The 22,607-nt window shown below is 47.2% G+C and carries 21 protein-coding genes; 6 read left to right on the top strand and 15 right to left on the bottom strand.

Features of this window, described 5'->3' with window-relative positions; translation table 11 throughout:
- Positions 1-38: 38 nt before the first annotated feature.
- The 10 genes from GXP65_RS18905 to aspA all read right to left on the bottom strand — a co-directional run bounded on the left by GXP65_RS18905 (position 39) and on the right by aspA (position 11,338).
- On the bottom strand, positions 39-1,424 hold the full coding sequence (locus GXP65_RS18905) for a class II fumarate hydratase (RefSeq protein ID WP_162093477.1): 1,386 nt from the start codon (positions 1,422-1,424) through the stop codon (positions 39-41).
- 16 nt (positions 1,425-1,440) lie between these two features.
- Positions 1,441-1,821 (bottom strand): hypothetical protein, encoded by a 381-nt coding sequence (locus GXP65_RS18900; RefSeq protein ID WP_162093476.1) that lies wholly within the window; start codon positions 1,819-1,821, stop codon positions 1,441-1,443.
- Positions 1,822-2,034: 213 nt separating this feature from the next.
- Positions 2,035-2,520, bottom strand: coding sequence for a hypothetical protein (locus GXP65_RS18895; RefSeq protein ID WP_005428765.1), 486 nt, complete (start codon positions 2,518-2,520; stop codon positions 2,035-2,037).
- Positions 2,521-2,614: 94 nt separating this feature from the next.
- On the bottom strand, positions 2,615-4,342 hold the full coding sequence (locus GXP65_RS18890; RefSeq protein WP_045370314.1) for a sodium:solute symporter family protein: 1,728 nt from the start codon (positions 4,340-4,342) through the stop codon (positions 2,615-2,617).
- 12 nt (positions 4,343-4,354) lie between these two features.
- Entirely contained in the window at positions 4,355-4,618 is a 264-nt protein-coding gene (locus GXP65_RS18885; protein ID WP_005530890.1) for a DUF4212 domain-containing protein, read from the bottom strand.
- A 200-nt stretch (positions 4,619-4,818) separates the two neighbouring features.
- Positions 4,819-5,445: a MarC family protein gene (locus GXP65_RS18880; RefSeq protein WP_045370311.1), complete on the bottom strand. Its 627-nt coding sequence runs from the start codon at positions 5,443-5,445 to the stop codon at positions 4,819-4,821.
- Positions 5,446-5,574: 129 nt separating this feature from the next.
- A complete protein-coding gene (locus tag GXP65_RS18875) occupies positions 5,575-6,210 on the bottom strand; it encodes a response regulator transcription factor (protein ID WP_005428786.1) in 636 nt (211 codons plus the stop codon).
- Between the two features lie 195 nt (positions 6,211-6,405).
- The gene (locus GXP65_RS18870; RefSeq protein ID WP_038892516.1) at positions 6,406-8,241 is read right to left on the bottom strand and encodes a protein-disulfide reductase DsbD; all 1,836 of its coding nucleotides are present in this window, start codon (positions 8,239-8,241) and stop codon (positions 6,406-6,408) included.
- 161 nt (positions 8,242-8,402) lie between these two features.
- Positions 8,403-9,710, bottom strand: coding sequence for an anaerobic C4-dicarboxylate transporter (locus GXP65_RS18865; RefSeq protein WP_005428800.1), 1,308 nt, complete (start codon positions 9,708-9,710; stop codon positions 8,403-8,405).
- Positions 9,711-9,886: 176 nt separating this feature from the next.
- On the bottom strand, positions 9,887-11,338 hold the full coding sequence (gene aspA, locus GXP65_RS18860) for an aspartate ammonia-lyase (protein WP_005428778.1): 1,452 nt from the start codon (positions 11,336-11,338) through the stop codon (positions 9,887-9,889).
- A gap of 424 nt (positions 11,339-11,762) precedes the next feature.
- Between aspA and GXP65_RS18855 the strand changes: the two genes are divergently transcribed.
- Positions 11,763-12,281: an FxsA family protein gene (locus tag GXP65_RS18855; RefSeq protein ID WP_005428762.1), complete on the top strand. Its 519-nt coding sequence runs from the start codon at positions 11,763-11,765 to the stop codon at positions 12,279-12,281.
- A 66-nt stretch (positions 12,282-12,347) separates the two neighbouring features.
- Here the strand turns inward: GXP65_RS18855 and trmL are convergent, their stop codons facing one another.
- The 4 genes from trmL to GXP65_RS18835 all read right to left on the bottom strand — a co-directional run bounded on the left by trmL (position 12,348) and on the right by GXP65_RS18835 (position 15,734).
- Positions 12,348-12,827 (bottom strand): tRNA (uridine(34)/cytosine(34)/5-carboxymethylaminomethyluridine(34)-2'-O)-methyltransferase TrmL, encoded by a 480-nt coding sequence (gene trmL / locus GXP65_RS18850; RefSeq protein ID WP_012126507.1) that lies wholly within the window; start codon positions 12,825-12,827, stop codon positions 12,348-12,350.
- Positions 12,828-12,960: 133 nt separating this feature from the next.
- Positions 12,961-13,569, bottom strand: coding sequence for a superoxide dismutase (locus GXP65_RS18845; RefSeq protein ID WP_045459201.1), 609 nt, complete (start codon positions 13,567-13,569; stop codon positions 12,961-12,963).
- A gap of 72 nt (positions 13,570-13,641) precedes the next feature.
- On the bottom strand, positions 13,642-15,045 hold the full coding sequence (gene cpxA, locus GXP65_RS18840; protein ID WP_162093475.1) for an envelope stress sensor histidine kinase CpxA: 1,404 nt from the start codon (positions 15,043-15,045) through the stop codon (positions 13,642-13,644).
- Entirely contained in the window at positions 15,045-15,734 is a 690-nt protein-coding gene (locus GXP65_RS18835) for a response regulator (RefSeq protein ID WP_012126504.1), read from the bottom strand. Before GXP65_RS18835 ends, cpxA begins: the two co-directional genes overlap by 1 nt.
- Before the next feature lie 190 nt (positions 15,735-15,924).
- Here GXP65_RS18835 and GXP65_RS18830 point away from each other — a divergent pair, with 190 nt between their 5' ends.
- From GXP65_RS18830 to pfkA, 3 genes are all read left to right on the top strand, one after another.
- A complete protein-coding gene (locus GXP65_RS18830) occupies positions 15,925-16,434 on the top strand; it encodes a CpxP family protein (RefSeq protein WP_038892525.1) in 510 nt (169 codons plus the stop codon).
- Positions 16,435-16,557: 123 nt separating this feature from the next.
- Positions 16,558-17,466, top strand: a complete 909-nt coding sequence (fieF, locus tag GXP65_RS18825) for a CDF family cation-efflux transporter FieF (RefSeq protein WP_005425026.1) — start codon at positions 16,558-16,560, stop codon at positions 17,464-17,466.
- Positions 17,467-17,751: 285 nt separating this feature from the next.
- On the top strand, positions 17,752-18,714 hold the full coding sequence (gene pfkA, locus GXP65_RS18820) for a 6-phosphofructokinase (protein WP_005425040.1): 963 nt from the start codon (positions 17,752-17,754) through the stop codon (positions 18,712-18,714).
- An 87-nt stretch (positions 18,715-18,801) separates the two neighbouring features.
- Here the strand turns inward: pfkA and GXP65_RS18815 are convergent, their stop codons facing one another.
- Positions 18,802-20,181: an MATE family efflux transporter gene (locus GXP65_RS18815; protein ID WP_162093474.1), complete on the bottom strand. Its 1,380-nt coding sequence runs from the start codon at positions 20,179-20,181 to the stop codon at positions 18,802-18,804.
- A 229-nt stretch (positions 20,182-20,410) separates the two neighbouring features.
- On the opposite strand from GXP65_RS18815, the gene GXP65_RS18810 reads away from it, so the two are divergent.
- Positions 20,411-20,701 carry a co-chaperone GroES gene (locus GXP65_RS18810; RefSeq protein WP_005381516.1) on the top strand — a complete coding sequence of 97 codons (291 nt, stop codon included), beginning with the start codon at positions 20,411-20,413 and terminating at the stop codon, positions 20,699-20,701.
- A 74-nt stretch (positions 20,702-20,775) separates the two neighbouring features.
- On the top strand, positions 20,776-22,422 hold the full coding sequence (gene groL / locus GXP65_RS18805; RefSeq protein ID WP_005425042.1) for a chaperonin GroEL: 1,647 nt from the start codon (positions 20,776-20,778) through the stop codon (positions 22,420-22,422).
- Positions 22,423-22,607: the final 185 nt, after the last annotated feature.

The raw sequence follows: 22,607 nt of genomic DNA, 5'->3' as shown, positions 1-22,607 counted from the left end.
GGAGGTCTTTTGCTTTAAGGGGGTGATCGGTCGGTGGCTTATTCTGCAACGCCGCCTTGAGTCAGTTTGGCTGGATCGAGCAATCTTTCTAATGTGGCACGATCTAAGTCCGTTTCTTCTTCCGCTACATCAATGATAGCGCGACCTTGTTTGTAGGCTTTCTTCGCCACTTCCGCTGCTTTTAGGTAGCCAATCACAGGGTTAAGTGCGGTGACCAGAATCGGGTTCTTCGCCAGTGCAACATCAAGGTTGTCTTGGCGCACTTCAAACGTCGCAATGGCTTTGTCTGCCAAAGCAACGGCGCTGTTCGACAGCAGTTCAATGCTTTCTAATACATTGTGAGCTATCACTGGCAGCATCACGTTAAGTTGGAAGTTACCCGATTGACCTGCAACGGTAATGGTCGCGTCGTTCCCAATCACTTGTGCCGACGCCATGGCTGCTGCTTCTGGAATCACAGGGTTCACTTTGCCCGGCATGATAGAAGAGCCCGGTTGTAAGCCTTGCAGTTCGATTTCACCTAAGCCTGCTAGTGGACCTGAGTTCATCCAGCGAAGATCGTTTGCGATCTTCATGATCGCAACTGCTGCTGTTTTGAGCTGTCCCGATAGGGCGACGATCGCATCCTGACTGCTGAGATTGAAGAAGAAGTTTTTGCTTGAAGCAAACTCTATGCGCGTTGATTGCGTTAGGTTATCGGCAAAAAGATCGGCGAAGCGTGGATCGGCGTTGATCCCTGTACCCACCGCTGTTCCGCCTTGAGCTAACGCTTTCACTGCTGGCAGTGTTTGTTCGATGGCTTGTTTAGCGTGTTCGATTTGGAACTGCCAACCACCAAGCTCTTGAGCGAAGGTAATTGGCATCGCATCCATGAGGTGCGTACGACCTGTTTTCACCACATCTTTCAGGGCTTGTTGCTTAGTCTCTAGTGTTTCACTTAGGTGGGACAGTGCAGGCAGTAGCTGTTTCTCAATCGCAATTGCCGAGCTAACTTGAATCGCAGTAGGCACTACGTCGTTACTGCTTTGACCCATGTTGACGTGATCATTTGGATTGACTGTTCCGCCTAGGTGCTCAGACGCCAATGTTGCAATCACTTCGTTGGCATTCATGTTGGAGCTGGTGCCCGAGCCGGTTTGGAATACATCAATAGGGAATTGGTCGAGGTGCTTACCATCAATGATTGCTTGAGCGGCATCGGCGATAGCATTGGCAATATCACCTTCTAGCAAGCCAAGTTGAGCATTGGTGAGCGCTGCAGTTTGTTTGATGTGAGCGAGAGCTTGGATAAAGCCAGCCGGCATGGTGTGTTTGCTGAAAGCGAAGTTATCGACAGCGCGTTGAGTTTGGGCTTGATACAAAGCGTTCGCTGGGACTTTGACTTCGCCCATGCTGTCCGCTTCGATACGGAATTCCGTGTTCATGGTAGGTTCCTTTTGTTTAATCGAGTGGCGTCTGTATCAGACGTAATTGTTGTTGTAATGAGAGAAATTTCACATCGCCATCCTCAAACTGGTAGTAGTAGCGTTTGAGACAAAGTAGCGGAGTGTGAATGGAATCGAGGCAGACTCGGCGGAAGATGCGGCTACGGGTTGGGTCTTGAATGGCATCCAGTAGATGGAAGTAGACTTGGCGCAAATACAGCTCACACAGCAACAGATTCTGGTGCTCTGCATCGTGATCGTAGATGGATGACAGCACCATTCCCCAATGGACGTAATCATGAATCACATCGGGTTCAAAACCGCTTGGCGCATACACGTGTAGGAATCGGTCTTGCGCTTTAAAAAATGCATTGTAGATGGCTTGGCTGCTGTCCATAGTTACCTCGATACTTAAGATAATGATAATTATTATCAATAAATTATCGATTAACAACCACAGCTTTTTTAAGGAAATAACACAACAAAAAAAGCCGATACTCGGACTCAGTATCGGCTGAAGTAAATGAGCTCAATCCCTACAACTGAGCTCGGTATTTTTTGCGAGATAGGGCGACCTCAAACAGCAATGCTTGTTCAGAGGCCGATAAACTTACTGCTCTGTAAACAAGGTCTCGTATTTCACAAACGCTGTTTGCGTTTCACCGTAGTAAAGTGTGCCTTCCGATTGAATCGCAACACGTAGCCAACTGTCTGCTGATGCTGGCTTAGGTAAAGTGATGATCCAGTTTTGCCCGTCTTGGCCCGCTGGCGTCATATCGATGGGCTGTGCGTTTTGCTCTTGGCTATCCACCACTGATAGCTTCACCCCTTCCAGCGGATAAGCCGCATGCAAAGACAACTCTAAGCTATCTTGCGTTAGCTTTTCTGAGCGAAACTTCACTTTAAAGTCACCGTTCTCCATATCACACAAGCCACTGGTATAACGGCAATTCGATTTGCTGATCAGCTTGTAGCTTTCCCCTTCTTTAGCGGCATGAGGCTTTTCACTCAGAGCCATGTCAGTACCGAAATAAGCGATCAAAGACAGAATTGGGGCGATCAACAGAGCGATAATAAAGTGCTTGTTTTTGAACATGTTGGCTTCCTTGCTACAACGTCATAAGGTTAAATTAACCTAATCTAGCGAATAAAAAAGCCCCAAGCGGGGCTTTTGTGGTTTGGGTTATATTTTAGTGGTCTACCGCACCGCCAGCACCTGCTGGTACACGTACGTGCTCGACAAGGTCTTTTACTTCTTGTGGTGTTTCTGCTGTTACTCTTGATACAGCGAACGCCACAACAAAGTTAAATACCGCACCAATTGCACCAAATGCGTTTGGCTCGATGCCTAGGAACCAGTTCTGACCCCAGCTTTGTAGGTAAGTCCAGTCAGATACAAACAAGATGCCTTTGTGCTGGAACACGTAGAACAGCGTGATACTGATACCAGCAATCATACCTGCGATTGCGCCTTCTTTGTTGATGCTCTTACTGAAGATACCCATCATCAACGCAGGGAAGATGGAAGATGCTGCCAGACCGAAGGCGAGGGCTACCGTACCGGCGGCAAACCCTGGCGGATTCAAGCCTAAGTAACCGGCGACTGCGATGGCGACTGCCATGGAGATTCGACTCGCGAGTAGCTCTTTCTTCTCGGATATGTTCGGATTTATCACACCTTTGATTAAGTCATGGGATATCGCGGATGAGATAGCCAGTAGTAGACCTGCAGCTGTCGATAGTGCTGCTGCCAGACCACCTGCTGCGACAAGCGCGATTACCCAGTTAGGTAGCTTAGCAATCTCTGGATTTGCCAATACCATGATGTCACGGTCAACTTTCAGCTCGTTGGTTGCTGGGTTTGACGTGTACTCAATCAGACCGTCGCCATTCTTGTCATCAAAGCCTAGTAGACCTGTTTTCTCCCAGTTCTTGAACCAGTCAGGACGCTCATCGTAAGCAAGGTGCTGACCAGGAGCTGGGTTAACGGTATCCATTAGGTTTAGACGCGCCATTGCAGATACTGCAGGTGCTGTAGTGTAAAGGATAGCGATGAACACAAGTGCCCAACCGGCTGATGTACGAGCATCACGAACCTTAGGTACAGTAAAGAAACGGATGATTACGTGTGGTAGACCCGCAGTACCGATCATCAGTGACATGGTGTACACAAACATGTTTAGTGTGTCGCCACGAACTTGGGTGGTGTATTCACTAAATCCGAGCTCGGTGACCACTTGGTCGAGCCTATCGAGCAGATAGACATCGGTGCCTTGTATGGTACTACCTAAGCCGATCTGTGGTAGTGGATGACCTGTAAGTTGCAGAGAGATAAAGATTGCAGGAATAGTGTAAGCTAAAATGAGTACGCAATATTGAGCAATCTGCGTGTAGGTAATGCCTTTCATGCCGCCCATTACGGCGTACATAAATACGATACACATACCGATCAGTAGACCTGTTGAGTAATCCACTTCTAGGAAACGACCAAACGCCACGCCCACGCCTTTCATCTGACCGATAACGTAAGTCACCGATGCGATGATCAGACACACAACCGCTACGATACGCGCTGCGTTAGAGTAGAAACGCTCACCTACGAATTCTGGCACGGTAAACTTACCGAACTTACGTAGGTATGGGGCAAGCAGGAGTGCAAGCAGTACGTAACCGCCTGTCCAGCCCATTAGGAATACCGAACCGCCGTAACCCATGAAGGCAATCAAGCCCGCCATAGAGATGAACGATGCTGCTGACATCCAGTCTGCTGCGGTCGCCATGCCGTTAGCGATCGGGTTGACACCGCCACCTGCTACATAGAATTCTTTGGTTGAGCCCGCACGAGCCCAAATTGCAATACCGATGTAGAGGACGAATGTCGCGCCAACCACTAGATAGGTAATAGTTTTCAAATCCATCTGAGTTACTCCTTACTCATCTACGCCGAATTCACGGTCGATTTGGCGCATCTTCCACGCGTAGTAGAAAATAATACCTAGGAAGGCATAGATGGAGCCTTGCTGAGCAAACCAGAATCCGAGTTTGTATCCACCTAATTGAAATTGATTGAGTTCGTCGACAAATAAAATGCCGCAGCCGAAAGACACCACGAACCAGATGACCATCAGGGTAATCATGAGCTTCACGTTTTTGTCCCAGTAGGCTTTGGCTCTTTCTTCGCTTTCAAATGCCATTGCCGTCTCCTTACGATTGGTATTGTTGTTAAAAAAATGTTTCAACATGAACATTAGCAAGGTGCTGGCAAGAACTCTTTTCAACTTTAGTCGGGACGCTAAAAAGCAAAAACGCCCATTTTTAGGGCGTTTGAGAGGAGGTGGAGATAAAAGTGTGATGTTAATTTGATGTTAAATTAGCCAAAGGTCTAAGAGTTTTATCAATTAACATAGAAATCTTTTATACCAAGCAGCAAATTATTCAGTGCCACGGCCGCAAGGATAAGCCCCATCACGCGGCTGATGATGGCTGCGCCAACGTTACCAATCACTTTTTGAATTGTGTTTGCACCTAGCAACAAGAATAGGGTAACCAGAAGGACTGCCATCATGACGCCTGCGGTCATCGCCTGGTCGATAAAAGAGTAGCGGTTGTTATCGGTGAGCATCACGATGGCCATCATTGCTCCCGGTGACGCAATTGAAGGGATAGCAAGAGGGTAAACGGCTAAGTCAGCAAGATCAGAGTGGCTGACTTCTTCACCCAGCTTTTGTTCTTGTTCTGGTTTGCTCTCACCAAAGATCATCGACAGTGCAAATAGCAATAGCACTAAACCCCCAGCGGCTTGAAAGGCAGGTAATGGGATTTGCATTGCTTCCAGTAACAACTGACCGGCAATAAGAAAGAACAGCAATACACCCATCGAAATGGCAATCGCTTTTAACGCGACGAGACGACGCTGTTTTGCCGTAAGGTGTTGAGTTTGTGATAGGTAAACGGGTACTGAACCAATCGGGTCGATGACGGCCCAGAGAACGACGAATTGAGTGACGAGAATACTTAGCAAAGTATGACCTCCCAGAGTTAGCGGTTTAACAGAGGGATGAAAAAGACTGCATGGTGCAGCCTTATTATTTTAACGTTTGTTGTTCTTTTTGCGTCATATAAATGTGAATTAGATATATTTACTAACACATTACTGCTCGGGTTCCATTTGCTGCAGTAGGATGACGGCTTGAGTTCGATTCTTCACGCCCAGTTTGCGGAAAATTGCCGTCATGTGCGCTTTGATAGTTGCTTCAGAGACATTGAGTTCGTATGCGATTTGCTTGTTGAGTAAGCCATCGGAAAGCATGCCTAGCACTTTGTATTGCTGAGGGGTAAGTGCGGCAATTTTCTCTGCCAAGTCATTACACGCCGCGTTATTGGTGATCAAGCCTTCTGGGAAGTATGGATCGCCATTAAGAACTTGGTTGAGGGCATTGACCAGCTCACGCATGTCACTCGATTTTGGAATAAAGCCAAATGCACCGTGGCTTTTCACTTGCGTGACCACGCTTGACTCTTCGCTGGCAGATACCACCACCACCGGAATATCTGGGTATTCAGCGCGAAGGTGAATCAACCCCGACATGCCATTTGCGCCGGGCATTTTGAGATCCAATAACACCAAATCTGGCTCTTCTTCTTTTTCCAGCAACGCGAGTAGAGCATCCAGCGTATCCGCTTCGAGTAGGTTGGCACCACTCACTGCCATGTGTACCGATTGGAACAAGGCATTGCGGAACAGGGGGTGATCATCAGCGATGATAATGGTGTAGGTCGAATCCATGACGTTAAACACTTTTGACTATTTAGTTAATGGAATTATTGTCCACCTTTAAGAAGGTGGACAATATTTATCCGCTAAAAGTCTGAACTAAATCGACTTTTATTAGAAAAATTGCATATAAACGCAACTTTCGCGGTTTTATTGGAACAACAAAAAACGCCAGTGAACAATCACTGGCGTTTGAATGATTCATAATCAGAATCGATTAATATGCTCTAAGAAAGGCTCGGCTTGCATAAAGCCCGTCAAACGAGCGTTTGAAACGTGTTCGCCATTGGCATCCCAGAACTCAATCGTTGGTAAACCAAGTACATTCATATGCTTAAGCAGCTCGATGTCTTGCACTTGGTTCTTGGTCACGTCCGCTTGTAGAAGAACAAAGTCTTGCAGCTTGGCTTCGACACTTGGGTCATGGAAGGTGTACTTCTCAAACTCTTTACATGCCACACACCAGTCGGCGTAGAAATCTAGCATTACTGGTTTGCCAGCTTGCTTCGCTTGAGCAAGTGCAGCCTCAAGCTCTGCCACGTTAGCAATGCGAGTAAAGCTCACTGTTGCTTGTTGAGTTTGCGTAGTGGTGTTGCCACCAAACCAGTAATTCAACGCTGGTTGAGCAGAAGCAAACAGACCTAGTACTGCGATGATACCCACAGCGCTTTGTTTCCAGCCACCAAACTCTAGACTGTTTTTGATGTGGTATAGCCAACCAAAAGCCGCGATGCCCAGTGCAGACCACAATGCCGTTGCCCACATTTCTGGCATGATGCGCTCAAGTAAGAAGATAGGCGCAGCCAAAAGAATGAAGCCGAATAGGGTCTTAACGCGATCCATCCAACCGCCTGCTTTTGGCAGAAGTTTGTTGCCGAATACAGCAACAAGAATAAGTGGAATACCCATGCCCATTGCCAGTGCGTAAAGCGCGATACCACCCGTCAGCAAGTCACCACTTTGTGCCACGTAAAGTAGCGCGCCAGACAGAGGTGCCGTGGTACATGGTGAACACACCAGGCCGGAAATCGCCCCCATGGCGAACACGCCTGCGCTGCTTCCGCCTTGTTGTTTGTTGCTGAGGTTGTTTAACCACGTTTGGACGCCACTTGGTAATTGCAGGTTATAAACGCCAAACATAGACAGTGCGAGTGCCACGAACAGCACACTCAAACCAATCAGTACATAAGGGTGCTGCATCGCTGCTTGGAACTGCATGCCCGCAGAGGCGACGACAAGACCGAGTAGGGTGTAAGTCAGCGCCATGCCTTGCACATAAACAAACGACAAGCCTAGCGCGCGGCGCTGGCTTAGTTTGCCACTGCCAAGCACGATGCTAGTCAGGATCGGGTACATAGGCAGGACACATGGCGTAAATGCCAAGCCCACACCAAGTGCTAGGAACAATAATGGCGTCCACCAGTTATCTGCTAAGTTGGCGGCAAGGCTATCTTGCTGTGTTACTGGCGCCGATAATGTATTGCTAGACGTAGATGATTGCGCCGCTGGTGGCGTTACTGTTGGTGCTTGCTCTGCTTTTGGTGCAGTTGTCGCCGCTGTTGAATCTGAGTTCGATGAAGTAAACGCACTGATAGGAATCACGCGAGTTTCTGGTGGGTAACAGAAGCCTGCTTTGGCACAGCCTTGGTATTGCACCACCACGCGTGCACCGTCTTGCCAATCATGCATTGGTACGTTAACGAACAAAGGCTGAGTGTAGATATGCACATCACCAAAGAATTCATCTTTATGCGGCGTGCCTTCTTCCATTTGCAGTTCGCCTAGCGACACCTTCTCGCCCGCGACTGACAAACGTTCTTGATACAGGTAGTAACCATCACGTACCTGCCAATCGAGCATCAGTTTGCCGTCTTGCTGGTAGTAGTTGAACGGGAAAGCCTGATCGACAGGCACAAAAGAATCGTTGCTGCTGCCAAAAGCGTTGTTTTGGTTATTACCAAACTGGTCGTTACCAAACAAGGCCATGGACGGCGCAGAAAAAGTAATAAGCCCTAAGAGTAAGACGGAGAGTAATGCACGCATAAAAGGTTCAATTCATCTTAGATAATTGCCGTTAGTGTAACTCAATCAGACCCGCTGGCTAGCCAATAAGTTTCATGGAAGTGAAGATTTGTTAAGCAAAAACGTGAGCCTCAGGCAATAAAAAAGGGAGCCGAAGCTCCCCGAGTAAGACTCTGTTTCTACTAGATCAGTAGACCACCGAATGCAAAGCCAAGTGCAACCGCTGAAGCGATGGTTGCTACACCTGGTACAAAGAATGGGTGGTTGAATACGTACTTACCAATACGAGTTGAACCCGTGTCGTCCATCTCAACCGCTGCTAGAAGCGTTGGGTAAGTTGGCAGTACGAATAGCGCACTTACTGCTGCGAAAGACGCAACTGCGGTAAGTGGCGCCACGCCGATTGCTAGTGCTGCTGGCATAAGCGCAACAGTGGTCGCACCTTGCGAGTAAAGCAGCATTGAAGCGAAGAATAGAACAAGTGCTAGCATCCATGGGTAATCTGCTAGTAGAGCGCCAGCCACTTCTTTGATGCCGTCAACGTGTGCGTTAACGAACGTAGAGCCTAGCCATGCCACACCAAGAACACAAACACACGCAGTCATACCAGAGCGGAATGTTGCTGCTGCTGGGATTTTACCTGCATCGATTTTACAGCTCATTACGATAGCTGCCGCTGCTGCTAGCATTACCGTCATGATCGCTTCGTTACGACCTAGAGCAGGGTTCTCGATAAGACCAACAGAGCCAGAGATTGCTGCTGCGTAACACACTACGAATGCGATTGCGCCTAGGAAGATGAAAGTTGCTTTCTTCGCTGTTGGCAAGATTTCGCGTTTCGATTCTGTGTTTAGCTTAATAAGGCCTTTTGCTAGACGGTCTTGGTATTCAGGATCGTCTTTCAGCTCGCTACCCATGAAGTTCGCAACAAATGCACCGATCATACAAGCGATAAAGGTAGTTGGGATACATACCGCTAGTAGCGTTAGGTAATCAACGCCAAATGGGTGCAACATTGCTGCAAACGCCACAACAGCCGCTGAGATAGGCGACGCTGTGATAGCGATTTGCGAGGCAACTACCGCGATAGACAGCGGACGAGAAGGACGTACACCTTGGCCTTTCGCTACTTCTGCAATAACTGGCAAAGTAGAGAATGCTGTGTGACCTGTACCCGCAAGTAGTGTCATTAGGAATGTCACGATAGGTGCGTAAAAGGTGATGCGTTCGGGATGTTTACGCAAAAAGTCTTCCGCAACCTGAACCATCCAGTCCAAACCACCCGCTACCTGCATTGCAGCGATAGCAGTAATTACAGACATGATGATCAGTATTACATCGACAGGGATGAAAGACTGGCTTGTCGGTACGCCTAGGATTAAAGACAATGCAATTACCCCAGCACCACCGGCAAAACCAATGCCGATACCACCGATTCTTGCTCCCAAATAAATGAAGAGCAGAACCACGAAGAGTTCGACCATTACCATATTGATACCTCTTTTAGTTTTTAATGATTCTGATTTTTTGAACACTCAGGAACAGGTGTAAATGTTCAGAAAATCAGAACCCGATCGGCTTACGGCAATAAAAAGCGCATAAAAATTGTGGTTAACCGTATCAGAGCCTAAAAAAGGGCCCCGTTTGGGACCCCTTTCACCAGCGATTATTCGTAGCGTTTCGCTTTATAAGTCGGATGCATGAAGTTTTCAACCGATAAGATGTCATCTAGCTCTTCAGCAGTTAATAAACCGCGTTCTAGAACCACATCACGCACGCTCTTACCTGTTTCAGCACAGATCTTACCAACGATATCACCTTCGTGGTGACCGATGTATGGGTTTAGGTAAGTCACGATACCGATAGAGTTGTAAACGTAGTTTTCGCAAACTTCTTTGTTCACAGTGATGCCATCGATACATTTGTCACGCAAGTTCACACACGCGTTGTGTAGTAAAGAGATAGACTCAAACACGCTTTGTGCGATAACTGGTTCCATTACGTTAAGCTGTAGCTGACCGCCTTCTGCTGCGAAAGAAACCGTGTTGTCGTTACCTAGAACTTTGAAGCAAACTTGGTTTACAACTTCTGGGATAACTGGGTTTACTTTAGCTGGCATGATTGAAGAGCCAGCTTGCATTTCTGGTAGGTTCAGTTCGTTAAGACCAGCACGTGGACCAGAAGAAAGTAGACGAAGGTCGTTACAGATCTTCGATAGTTTCACCGCTAGACGTTTCAACGCGCCGTGCGTCATTACGTAAGCACCACAGTCAGAAGTCGCTTCGATTAGGTCTTCTGCTGCAACCACTTCAACGCCAGTTACTTCTGCTAGGTGTTTCACTGCTAGCGCTTGGTAACCTGTTGGTGCGTTTAGACCAGTACCGATTGCGGTTGCACCTAGGTTGATTTCTAGTAATAGCTTAGACGTGTAGTCTAGGGCACGAATTTCTTCGTTTAGCGTTACTGCCCATGCGTGGAACTCTTGACCTACCGTCATAGGAACCGCGTCTTGAAGCTGAGTACGACCCATCTTCAACACGTCTTTGAATTCTTGTGCTTTAAGCTCGAATGCGCCTTTTAGGTATTCGATCGCTTCCATCAACTGATGAACACTGTTGTAAACCGCGATACGGAAGCCCGTTGGGTACGCACAGTTTGTTGATTGGCTCTTGTTAACGTGATCGTTTGGGTTGATGAACTCATATTGGCCTTTTTCTTTGCCCATCAGTTCAAGTGCAACGTTCGCGATAACTTCGTTAGTGTTCATGTTCACTGACGTGCCAGCACCGCCTTGGAATACGTCTGAAGGGAACTGATCCATGCACTTACCTGTTTCAAGGATCAAATCACACGCTTCTAGGATGTAGTTAGCAACGTCTTTTGGAATTGCGCCTAGCTCTTTGTTTGCTAGTGCTGCGGCTTTCTTAGTCATTACCATGCCGCGTACAAATTCAGGTACGTCAGAGATGGTAGTGCTTGAAATGTTGAAGTTTTCGATAGCGCGAAGTGTGTGGATGCCGTAGTAAGCATCTGCAGGGACATGACGTTGGCCTAATAGATCTTCTTCAATACGAGTGGCTTGGTTTGCTGTCTTTGGAGCATCAGATAGTGTAGCCATAACAGGATCCTTAGATAATAATTCTGATATTTAAGTTATTTATTAGCCATTTCTGCAATCTAGAATCCGTTCATCAGAGTTTTTGGCTGGGAAAACCGTCCTGACTTATGTGGCACATCATACTGCACCTAGCGCATAAAAATAGTAACTTGATCACCTTTTTCGCTTTTAATGCGTCAATAATTTGCAAAGTATGAATGGGATATTAATAACCCTTTGGTGGTAGGTGTTTTTCCTCGACAAACATGGATTTTAAGAGTGCGAAATTAGCACTTTTCAACGACCAATTTTTATATATGCACCTTTGTTCAAAGGGCATTTTTGCATCAGTGGATTCTCCTAAGTGTGAACACGCTTTTTTACAACGATTCGTTTGAGCTTAGTAGGCTTTTGCCATTACACTGAATTGAACAAAGGAGGGCATGTGTTTCCTATCTTATTATTGGCGTTTATTTTCGTCCCGATCATCGAAATCGGCCTATTTATTCAGGTGGGTGGCTTTTTAGGTCTCTGGCCTACGATTGCTTTGGTATTGATCACGGCATTTGTCGGCGCGTCTTTGGTACGCAGCCAAGGCATCCAGACCTTGATGTCAGTGCAAGGTCGTTTAGAGCAAGGTGAAATTCCGGCTCAGCAAATTTTTGAAGGCGTAATGCTGGCAGTTGCTGGTGTGTTGCTATTAACGCCAGGCTTCATGACCGATGCATTAGGCATGTTAGTGCTGTTGCCTGCACCACGAGCAGCGATTGCGAAATACTTAATGAGTAAGATGGTAGTGAAGACCATGAACGGTGGCGGCTTCCACGCCAATTACTCAAATCAAGGTCCATTTGAGCAGGACCCGTTCCGTCGTGACCCATTTGATTCTCAATCGGATAACGGCAACACCTTTGAAGGTGAGTACGAGCGCAAAGACGACGATGATCGTAACAAGCTCAACTGATTCACTCAGTAAGAAAAACAAAAGGGCGCATATAGCGCCCTTTTTGATATCTGTAGTTTGCTGCGCTTACATTGCGCCTTCAAAACCCATTTGACGCCACGCTTCAAACGCAATGATAGCAACAGCGTTAGATAGGTTTAGGCTACGAGCATCCGGCATCATCGGAATACGGATACGTTGTTCCATTGGCAGGCTATCAATCACATCTGCTGGTAGGCCACGAGTTTCTGGACCAAACATCAATACATCGCCTTCTTGGTACTTTGCATCGACGTGATGACCTGTGGTCTTTGTCGTGCATGCAAACAGGCGGTAGTTGCCCTGTTTCTCTTTTTCTAAGTATTCCAAGAATGCTTGATAATCTTTATGACGCGTCACGCGAGCCAAGTCGTGGTAATCCAAACCTGCGCGGCGGACTTTCTTCTCTTCTAGATCAAAACCGAGTGGCTCAATCAGGTGGAGATTCGCACCACAGTTAGCACACAGGCGAATGATGTTGCCGGTGTTCGGCGCGATTTCTGGTTCGTATAGAGCGATATCAAACATGGTATTGAATTAGATTGGTCAAAACAGGCGAGCAGTATATACCCAAGTCACCATGAGAAGCGAGATTCAGCACAATGACGGGGTATAGAAGAGAGCATTTCGGTGAACCTTGTCGCCCGCTCGAGAAAGAGAGTTAACCTAATGCGCGAGCATAGCTCTCTTCGACTGCGCGCCAGTTGACCACATTCCACCATGCGTCGATGTATTCAGGACGACGGTTTTGGTAGCTGATGTAGTAAGCGTGCTCCCATACATCCAATGCTAGGATAGGCTCACCTTGTTGGACGGCTACATCCATTAATGGGTTGTCTTGGTTGCTGGTGGAGGTAATGTGAATCTCACTATCTTTTACGATTAGCCAAGCGAAGCCAGAGCCAAAAGTATTGATAGCTGCTTGTGCGAACTCGTCTTTGAATGTCTGGAAATTGCCAAACTTATCGTTGATGGCTTGTGCTAGAGCACCTTGAGGTTCACCGCCACCATTGGGTGACATGCAGTTCCAGTAAATGATGTGGTTGTAATAGCCGCCACCGTTGTTGCGAATTGCTGGGCTGTGTCGAGAAATGCAAGCGAAGATGTCATCGAGGGCCTGAGTCTCGAGACCACTGCCTTGAATGGCAGCAATAAATTTATCGTAATAAGTCTTATGATGTTTGCTGTAGTGAACTTCCATGGTTTTCGCATCGATGTACGGCTCTAACGCGTCGTAGCGGTATGGAAGCTCTGGGAAAATATGCGCCATTGTAAATCCTCCTAAATGGAGGATTTACTTTAATGTTAATGAAAATCATTATCAACTTTGATCTTTGTGGGGTTATTTGCCCGCGCCGATCAATGGCAGGGTGATGGTGACACGTAAACCACCCAATGGACTGCGACTTGCGATGATCACGCCACTGTGCTGGCGGATAGCACTTTCGGTAATGGTTAAACCTAAGCCTGTGCCTCCTGAGTGGCGATCGCGCGCGGTCGATACCCGATAGAAAGGACGGAAAATCGCTTCCAATTCTTCTTCTGGTACGCCTTCGCCGTTGTCATCCACCACAATGCGTAGCGTATCGAATGAATCCTGAATTTTGATTTTCACTTCGTCTTTGCCGTAGTAAATCGCGTTGCGGATGATGTTCTCCACCGCACTCATCAACAGTTTAGGGTTCCCCGAGATACTGCGATCAGGCAAGGCAGAGTAGCTGAGGCTTTTACCCATCTGTTCGGCTTCGAACTGCGCGTCTTTGATGATCTCTTCCCACAGACTGGCAATTGGCTGAGTCTCACGCGTCATATGACTGTTTACTTGCATACGTGATAGTTCAAGCAGTTCAGCAATCATCTGTTCTAAACGCTGGGCTTCGGTATCAATGCGAGTCAGCTCTGGGCTTTCACCTTGCTTACGAGTTGCTAGAGCACTTGCCATGCGCAGACGAGTCAGAGGTGATCGTAGCTCGTGTGAGATGTCTGAAAGCAAACGTTGCTGACCAGAAATCATCTGATTTACCGCTTCAACCATTTGGTTAAAGCTGGTACCCGCTTGGCGAAACTCCGTTGTGCCTTTTTCTAGGTTCGGGTCGATAACAAACTCACCTTTGGCCACACGCTGTGCCGCGGTTTCCAATCGTCGGGCTGGTTGGCTCAGTGCCCATGCTAACCATAGCAATAGCGGTGTACTTACCAACATGACGGCGAGGAGCAATTGCAATGGGTGGTCGAACAGACGCAGCATGATCGGTGGCGGTTCATTCCATTTAAAGCCGACGTACATCAACAGGTCAGAATTGGCGATGTTGATCGGAACAGGGCCTGCAATCATGTAGCGACCGTAGAGTTTTTGTTTCGGCTGTGATTGATCTTCAATGCTGGTGACAAAGTTTTGCAGTGCACGAAGCTTAAAGTCTTTGTGGCTCGAGGAGCTCAGCACATTCCCTTCGTGATCGGAAAAGAAGATGCGCGGACGCGGATCATGTTTACTGCGTCGTTGCCCTTCGAGGCTGAACAAGATCTTGCCCAGGTTATCTTGCTTGCGGTATTTCTTCTCAATACCGTCACGTATTTCAAGCATGCGCTGATAATGTTCTTTCGGAATGTCGCGGGCTTTACGTGGATCCAAATGCGGTAATGACAGCACCGCCATCAGAACCAAAAACATGGTGAACCAAAAGATGGCAAAGATGCGTCCATACAAGCTATTAATCTTCGGCAGTTTGAAGCGTGACGGGCGCATTAATCCTCCTCAATCAACATGTAGCCGCGCCCACGTAAGGTTTTGATGCGCGGTTTACCGTTGCTTTGATCAGGTAGTTTCTTACGTAGGTTAGACACGTGCATATCGATCGCACGGTCAAAAGCGGCCAAGCGCTTGCCAAGTACATCGAGACTCAGTGCTTCTTTGGTCAACACTTGCCCTGGGTTTTGCACAAAGTGGGTTAGAAGGGCGAACTCTGTGGTGGTTAAGTCCATTAAAGCATTGTCGCAATAGGCTTCTTGCTTACCTGGGTAGAGTTTGATTTCTTGGTACTCAATGCAGTCACTGTTTTTGCTGCTCTTTTGAGTGCTGCTGGTACGACGCAAAATCGCACGGATGCGTGCCAGTAACTCGCGGTCACTAAATGGTTTAGGTAGGTAATCATCGGCGCCAAGCTCTAGGCCGATAACGCGGTCTATCTCTTCGCCTTTCGCCGTTAGCATAAGGACTGGCGTTTCCCAGTTTTCTCGCAGGCGCTTTAGGGTTTCCATTCCATTGAGTTTCGGCATCATGACGTCGAGCAAGATAAGATCGATCTCGCTATTTATCGCTGCTAGGCCAGCTTCGCCATCATTTGCTTCCGTGACGTCAAAACCTTCAAAGCTCAGCACTTCTTTCAGTAGGCTGGTTAGTTCGGTGTCGTCATCAATCAAAAGAATCTTCGCCATTTCAGTTCCTGTTTATCAATCTGGTCGCTTTAATATTACATGCTAATGATGAGCAAAGATGAGTGTAAAAATCACTCTTTACGATTCTTTACGCTCTCTATACGTCGCTTTACCTAGCAGGTCGTATTCTACACTCAAGCGCTGTGAGAACAGCTCAGAAGAATCACTAACCTGTGTAAGGAATCTCATTATGAAAACTGCAAAGAAATTAGTACTAGCGGCTGTTGTTCTACCTCTAACTTTAGGTACAGCGAGTGCATTCGCATTCGGCGGTAAAGACCACAAAGGTGGCCATGGAGACTGCGGTAAAGGTATGGATCGTGGCATTATGCGTCAACTAGACCTAACGGATGCACAAAAAGACCAACTAAAAGAAATGCGTCAAGCGAACAAAGCGGCAATGAAAGCGAAATTCGCAGACGGTCATGAAGCTCGCATGGCAGAGCGCCAAGCGCATCAAGAAAAAGTTCAAGCGCTACTATTGGCTGATAACTTTGATGAAGCCGCAGCGAATGACCTAGCAAAAGAGATGGTTGAGAAACAGACAGAACGCCGCGTTGCGATGCTAGAGAAGAAGCACCAAATGCTGAGTGTTCTAACTCCTGAGCAAAAAACAAAATACGTTGAGCTACAAAAAGAGCGCCATCAAGAGTGTGGTGAGAAGATGCAAAAACGCATGAAAAAGCATCACGAAAGCTAATTGTTAATAAATCAAATGAAAGAGGTAGCCAGAGTGCTGCCTCTTTTTGATCTTGGCGATTTCATACTCATTACATGATTCTCAAGGTATACTCAAAACAAGGTTTGAGTTAACTATTTGATTATGAAACAGCAATACGCACGTTTAGTCACGACGGCTGCTTGGACGGCTACTATTGTCGCGACACTTCTTTTGATTGTTAAAGTCATCACTTGGTGGGTCACTGGCTCGGTCAGTCTACTTGCATCCTTAATCGACTCGATGCTGGATATCGCGGCTTCGGTAGTAAACCTTATTGTGGTGCGCTATTCCTTACAACCTGCCGACAGAGAGCATACATTTGGTCACGGTAAAGCAGAGTCTTTAGCGGCCTTGGCGCAAGCCATGTTTATCTCGGGTTCTGCCGTGTTCTTGATTCTTAATGGTATCGAACGCTTCTTCCGTCCACATGAACTCAATGCCCCAGAGCTTGGTGTTTACGTTTCTTTATTCGCCATGGTGGTGACCTTTGGACTTGTGATGTTCCAAAAGCATGTCGTGCGTGTGACGGGCAGTCAGGCGATCGCCGCCGACTCGCTGCATTACCAAACTGACTTGTATATGAATGGCGCCATTATGGTGGCATTGGGTCTAAGCTACTTTGGTGTCACTCAAGCCGATGCTGTTTTCGCGATTGGTATTGGTATCTTTATTTTGTACAGCGCTTTTAAGATGGTCAGCGAAGCGATTCAGACCTTGTTAGACAGAAAATTGCCTGATGAAGAACTAGAACAAATTCGCTCAGAGTGCTTGAAAGTGAATGGGGTATTAGGTGTGCATCAGTTGCGTACGCGTATGTCTGGTCCAACGCGTTTTATCCAGTTACACCTAGAATTAGATGATAATTTACGTTTGATCGAAGCACATCATATTGCCGATAAAGTAGAAGACAATTTGCTGGCTCTTTTCCCTGAGGCGGACGTATTGATCCACCAAGATCCATTATCGGTTGTGTTTGGGCCAGAGAAAGAGCAGAAGGCGCAAGATTGGTAGCGGTCGAAAAATCAGACGGTGTCTGACGACAAACAGGCGCTTATTGGCTATCTTTCCATCACTACTTATTAAGAATCGTGATCCTGATGTGAATCAACGAAGTTGCAAAGAGAAACTGTAATACTCTTACATAAGTAGAAAAGTTACATAAAAAAGTGTGTTTTCATTGGTATTCCTGTAGAGGAAATGTAACATAACGCACAGTTCTGGATTATGCAGGTTGCTTGGTAACAAGGGGCCTAGAAGAAAATTAAATAAATTGATTGCCAAAGATCGAGGGTGAGCATGATTAAGAAGATCGGTGTTTTAACAAGTGGCGGTGACGCACCTGGTATGAACGCTGCAGTACGCGGCGTAGTTCGTACAGCACTATCTGAGGGATTGGAAGTTTACGGTGTTTACGATGGCTACCTAGGTCTATACGAAGGCCGCATCGAGAAGCTAGATCGTTCTAGCGTTTCAGATGTGATCAACAAAGGTGGTACATTCCTAGGCTCTGCTCGCTTCCCTGAATTCAAGGAAGTGGAAGTACGCGAACAAGCGATTGAGAACCTGAAAAAACACGGTATCGATGCACTAGTTGTTATCGGTGGTGACGGTTCTTACATGGGTGCTAAGAAACTGACTGAAATGGGTTACCCATGTATCGGTCTACCAGGCACAATCGATAACGACATCGCAGGTACAGATTACACAATCGGTTACCTAACTGCACTAAACACAGTTATCGATGCAATCGACCGTCTACGCGACACGTCTTCTTCTCACCAGCGTATTTCTATCGTAGAAATCATGGGTCGTCACTGTGGTGACCTGACTCTGATGTCTGCAATCGCAGGTGGCTGTGAGTACATCATTACTCCAGAAACAGGCCTAGATAAAGAGAAGCTAATCAGCAACATTCAAGATGGCATCTCGAAAGGTAAGAAACACGCAATCATCGCGCTAACTGAGCTGATGATGGATGCAAACGAACTAGCGAAAGAGATTGAAGCGGCGACTGGTCGTGAAACTCGCGCAACGGTTCTTGGCCACATCCAGCGTGGTGGTCGTCCAACAGCATTCGACCGTGTTCTAGCATCTCGCATGGGTAACTACGCCGTTCACCTACTAATGGAAGGCCACGGCGGCCGTTGTGTTGGTATCGTGAAAGAGCAACTGGTTCACCACGACATCATCGATGCAATCGAGAACATGAAGCGTCCAGTACGCAACGACCTATACCAAGTTGCTGAAGAGCTATTCTAAGCTCGCTTGATAAAGTCAAAATCAAAAAAACCGCGGTCATCCGCGGTTTTTTATTATCTAACATTCAGTTAGGTTGGCGTTTCTGGATTAAGAACTTGATGGTTCAGTTAATGCTAAGCGACGCTCACGTAGAGCGAACAGATAACCCAGTAATCCACCCAGTATGTTGCCCAGTGCAATACCAATAAATAAACCTTCGATGCTGTACAGTTGGCTGCCAATCCATGCCGCAGGCAAAGTGAAGACAAATAAGCGCATAAAGCTCCATTGGAAGGCTCGCAGCGGTTTGTGCATCGCGTTATAGCCACTGACTAACATCATCACAATGCCTTGGAAACCATAGCTAAATGGCACGACTAAAAGGTAATGCCACAGCAAGTCTTTTACTGCCGTTTCTTGGGAGAACAGCGCGGCGAGGGGAATACTGAGAGGCACCATCATCAAGAAGATAAAGCCTTGAAACACCACCGCAAAGCGCATACTGATGAACCAGCCTGCGAATGCTCTTGCAGGGTTATTGGCACCAAAGTTTTGCGCCATAAACGGGGTGAGTGCAGAGGTCAGCGACATCAGCACCAAAATCAAAATTGACTCAATACGCTGCGCCGCGCCATAAGCTGCCACCGCTGCAGTACCGTGATTGGAAAGTATCATCATCAGAATCGCGCCAGAGAGTGGCGTCATGGCATTCGATAGGGCGGCGGGTGTGCCGATCTTGAGCGTTTGCTGCCAGTCTTGTTTGATGAGCGACCATTGCGGCGCGGCAAGCAGCTTTTCGCGTTTGATCAATACATAGAAAGAACCGCACAACGCACCAAACCAACTGAATGCACTGGCAATCGCAGCGCCTTGAATTCCGAGCTCAGGGAAAGGGCCATAACCAAAGATCAGTAAAGGGTCGAGAATGCCGTTAATAAGCCCTGCGAGCATCATGATCTTAGCTGGAGTTTTGGTGTCACCTGTGGCTCGAATGGCACTGTTGCCCGCCATTGGAATCACTAATAGAGTAATGGTCAAATACCAAACCTGCATATACTGCTCAATCAGTGGGATGGAGTCTTCTTTTGCGCCTAGGAAGCTAAACAAAGGTTCGATAGTAAAGAAGCCCAATGTCGAAGCGATAGTGACTAGAGCAACGGCAAGCAGTAAGCCATGACTGGTAAAACGAGCGGCTTGGGAAGATTGCCCTTGGCCAAGTAAGCGGCCGATATTGGTCGACAGGCCCATCCCAATCCCCATGGTGATGCAGTTCACTGCAAAGGTCACTGGGAAGGTATAACTGATCGCCGCCAGCGCTTCGGTACCCAATAGCGAGATGAAAAAGGTATCGACCAAGTTAAACATCAAAATCGCGATCATGCCCATCGTCATCGGGATGGTCATTTTGCGTAATGTGTCGGGAATGGGCGCGGTCAGCAAACCATGTTTGTCTTGGGCCTGATTGTCCGGCTTGTTCTTTTCCAGCATTTTTGACGTCTATCTGGTGAGGGAAGTGCAAGGATACAAGAAAGCCGTTGCCTCGGCGAGTGAGCATTTCGCGCGCAAACCGTTGCTTGGCTGCTGGTTATTTTAACTAAGTCACAAAAAATTCACGTCTACCCCTTGGGATCGCTGGGTTTGCCCCTTATATACAGATCACGTGCCCCAGAGCGGGCAATTATCAAATAAACATGGAAACTTTCAGGAGAGACGACCGATGAACATTCGTCCATTACATGACCGAGTTATCGTAGAACGTAAAGAAGTTGAATCAAAGTCAGCGGGTGGCATCGTTCTAACTGGTTCTGCTGCGGAAAAATCGACACGTGGTGTTGTTCTAGCTGTAGGTAAAGGCCGCATCCTAGAAAACGGCACAGTGCTACCATTGGACGTTAAAGTTGGTGATACCGTTATCTTCGCTGAAGGCTACGGCACTAAGACTGAAAAAATCGACGGTAAAGAAGTGCTAGTAATGTCTGAAAACGACATCATGGCGATCGTTGAGTAATAGCAATCATTGAGTAATTTTTTGCTCAGATTCAAAAACGAAATCGAAAACAGAATTTAGAAAGGAAATCAAAGATGGCTGCTAAAGACGTTAAATTTGGTAATGACGCACGAGTTAAAATGCTAGAGGGCGTAAACGTTCTAGCGGACGCAGTAAAAGTAACACTGGGTCCTAAAGGTCGTAACGTAGTTCTAGACAAATCTTTTGGTGCACCAACGATCACTAAAGATGGTGTATCAGTAGCGCGTGAAATTGAACTGGAAGACAAATTCCAGAACATGGGCGCACAAATGGTTAAAGAAGTTGCGTCTAAAGCAAACGACGCAGCGGGTGACGGTACAACAACAGCAACCGTACTAGCGCAAGCAATCGTAAACGAAGGTCTAAAAGCAGTAGCAGCGGGTATGAACCCAATGGACCTTAAGCGCGGTATCGACAAAGCAGTTATCGCAGCGGTTGAGCAACTAAAAGAGCTATCTGTTGAGTGTAACGACACTAAAGCAATCGCACAGGTTGGTACTATCTCTGCGAACTCTGACTCAAGCGTAGGTAACATCATTGCTGAAGCAATGGAAAAAGTTGGCCGCGACGGTGTTATCACTGTTGAAGAAGGTCAAGCACTACAAGATGAGCTAGACGTAGTAGAAGGTATGCAGTTCGACCGCGGTTACCTATCTCCTTACTTCATCAACAACCAAGAAGCAGGCAGCGTTGAGCTAGAAAACCCATTCATCCTTCTGATCGATAAGAAAGTATCGAACATCCGTGAACTTCTTCCAGCACTAGAAGCAGTAGCAAAAGCATCTCGCCCACTACTGATCATCGCTGAAGACGTAGAAGGTGAAGCACTAGCAACACTAGTTGTGAACAACATGCGTGGCATCGTTAAAGTAGCAGCAGTAAAAGCACCTGGTTTCGGTGACCGTCGTAAAGCAATGCTACAAGACATCGCTATCCTAACGGGCGGTATCGTGATTTCTGAAGAAGTGGGTCTAGAGCTAGAAAAAGTAGCACTAGAAGACCTAGGTCAAGCGAAGCGCGTTGCAATCACAAAAGAAAACACAACCATCATCGATGGCATGGGTGAAGAAGCAATGATCCAAGGTCGTGTTGCTCAAATCCGTCAGCAAATCGAAGATGCAACTTCAGACTACGACAAAGAGAAACTACAAGAGCGCGTTGCTAAGCTAGCAGGCGGTGTTGCAGTAATCAAAGTTGGTGCAGCAACTGAAGTTGAAATGAAAGAGAAGAAAGACCGCGTAGAAGACGCACTACATGCGACTCGTGCAGCGGTTGAAGAAGGCGTTGTTGCTGGTGGTGGTGTTGCGCTAATCCGTGCGGCATCTAAGATTGTTGACCTAGAAGGCGACAACGAAGAGCAAAACGTTGGTATCCGCGTTGCACTACGTGCAATGGAAGCACCAATCCGTCAAATCACGAAGAACGCAGGTGACGAAGAGTCAGTAGTAGCGAACAACGTGAAAGCGGGTGAAGGTTCTTACGGCTACAACGCAGCAACAGGCGAATACGGCGACATGCTAGAGATGGGTATCCTTGATCCAACTAAAGTAACTCGTAGCGCACTACAATTCGCAGCATCAGTAGCAGGTCTAATGATCACAACTGAAGCGATGGTTACTGACCTACCACAAAAAGACGGCGCAGGTATGCCTGACATGGGTGGTATGGGCGGTATGGGTGGTATGGGCGGCATGATGTAAAGCCAGCCTATCTCTTTGCTCTAAGGCTTGATAACGGCGTCGAGCATGCTCATTTACTAGCGTAAACTGCGCGTGCTCTCCTTGTTCTAAAACCTTATAGCGGTGAGCTAGACTACCGATAAAGTTCGATAAGCCGAGGTGAATGCCTCGGTTTTTTTGTACCTGCGTTTTTGGAGTGAGAAAGG

It is taken from the genome of Vibrio sp. LB10LO1 (assembly GCF_010092875.1).
GTDB classification, from domain to species: Bacteria; Pseudomonadota; Gammaproteobacteria; order Enterobacterales; family Vibrionaceae; genus Vibrio; species Vibrio campbellii.
Note: the sequence above shows the minus strand (reverse complement) of the source record. Positions and strands in the feature narration are given on the sequence as shown.

Excerpts from the sequence above, each read along its gene's own strand:
- fieF (WP_005425026.1), top strand. The coding sequence starts at position 16,558 with ATGAAACAGCAATACGCACGTTTAGTCACGACGGCTGCTTGGACGGCT.
- aspA (WP_005428778.1), bottom strand. The coding sequence starts at position 11,338 with ATGGCTACACTATCTGATGCTCCAAAGACAGCAAACCAAGCCACTCGT.
- GXP65_RS18870 (WP_038892516.1), bottom strand. The coding sequence starts at position 8,241 with ATGCGTGCATTACTCTCCGTCTTACTCTTAGGGCTTATTACTTTTTCT.
- GXP65_RS18835 (WP_012126504.1), bottom strand. The coding sequence starts at position 15,734 with ATGGCGAAGATTCTTTTGATTGATGACGACACCGAACTAACCAGCCTA.
- GXP65_RS18830 (WP_038892525.1), top strand. The coding sequence starts at position 15,925 with ATGAAAACTGCAAAGAAATTAGTACTAGCGGCTGTTGTTCTACCTCTA.
- GXP65_RS18815 (WP_162093474.1), bottom strand. The coding sequence starts at position 20,181 with ATGCTGGAAAAGAACAAGCCGGACAATCAGGCCCAAGACAAACATGGT.
- GXP65_RS18890 (WP_045370314.1), bottom strand. The coding sequence starts at position 4,342 with ATGGATTTGAAAACTATTACCTATCTAGTGGTTGGCGCGACATTCGTC.
- groL (WP_005425042.1), top strand. The coding sequence starts at position 20,776 with ATGGCTGCTAAAGACGTTAAATTTGGTAATGACGCACGAGTTAAAATG.
- cpxA (WP_162093475.1), bottom strand. The coding sequence starts at position 15,045 with ATGCGCCCGTCACGCTTCAAACTGCCGAAGATTAATAGCTTGTATGGA.
- GXP65_RS18845 (WP_045459201.1), bottom strand. The coding sequence starts at position 13,569 with ATGGCGCATATTTTCCCAGAGCTTCCATACCGCTACGACGCGTTAGAG.
- GXP65_RS18905 (WP_162093477.1), bottom strand. The coding sequence starts at position 1,424 with ATGAACACGGAATTCCGTATCGAAGCGGACAGCATGGGCGAAGTCAAA.
- GXP65_RS18885 (WP_005530890.1), bottom strand. The coding sequence starts at position 4,618 with ATGGCATTTGAAAGCGAAGAAAGAGCCAAAGCCTACTGGGACAAAAAC.
- pfkA (WP_005425040.1), top strand. The coding sequence starts at position 17,752 with ATGATTAAGAAGATCGGTGTTTTAACAAGTGGCGGTGACGCACCTGGT.
- GXP65_RS18865 (WP_005428800.1), bottom strand. The coding sequence starts at position 9,710 with ATGGTAATGGTCGAACTCTTCGTGGTTCTGCTCTTCATTTATTTGGGA.
- GXP65_RS18895 (WP_005428765.1), bottom strand. The coding sequence starts at position 2,520 with ATGTTCAAAAACAAGCACTTTATTATCGCTCTGTTGATCGCCCCAATT.
- GXP65_RS18810 (WP_005381516.1), top strand. The coding sequence starts at position 20,411 with ATGAACATTCGTCCATTACATGACCGAGTTATCGTAGAACGTAAAGAA.
- GXP65_RS18900 (WP_162093476.1), bottom strand. The coding sequence starts at position 1,821 with ATGGACAGCAGCCAAGCCATCTACAATGCATTTTTTAAAGCGCAAGAC.
- trmL (WP_012126507.1), bottom strand. The coding sequence starts at position 12,827 with ATGTTTGATATCGCTCTATACGAACCAGAAATCGCGCCGAACACCGGC.
- GXP65_RS18875 (WP_005428786.1), bottom strand. The coding sequence starts at position 6,210 with ATGGATTCGACCTACACCATTATCATCGCTGATGATCACCCCCTGTTC.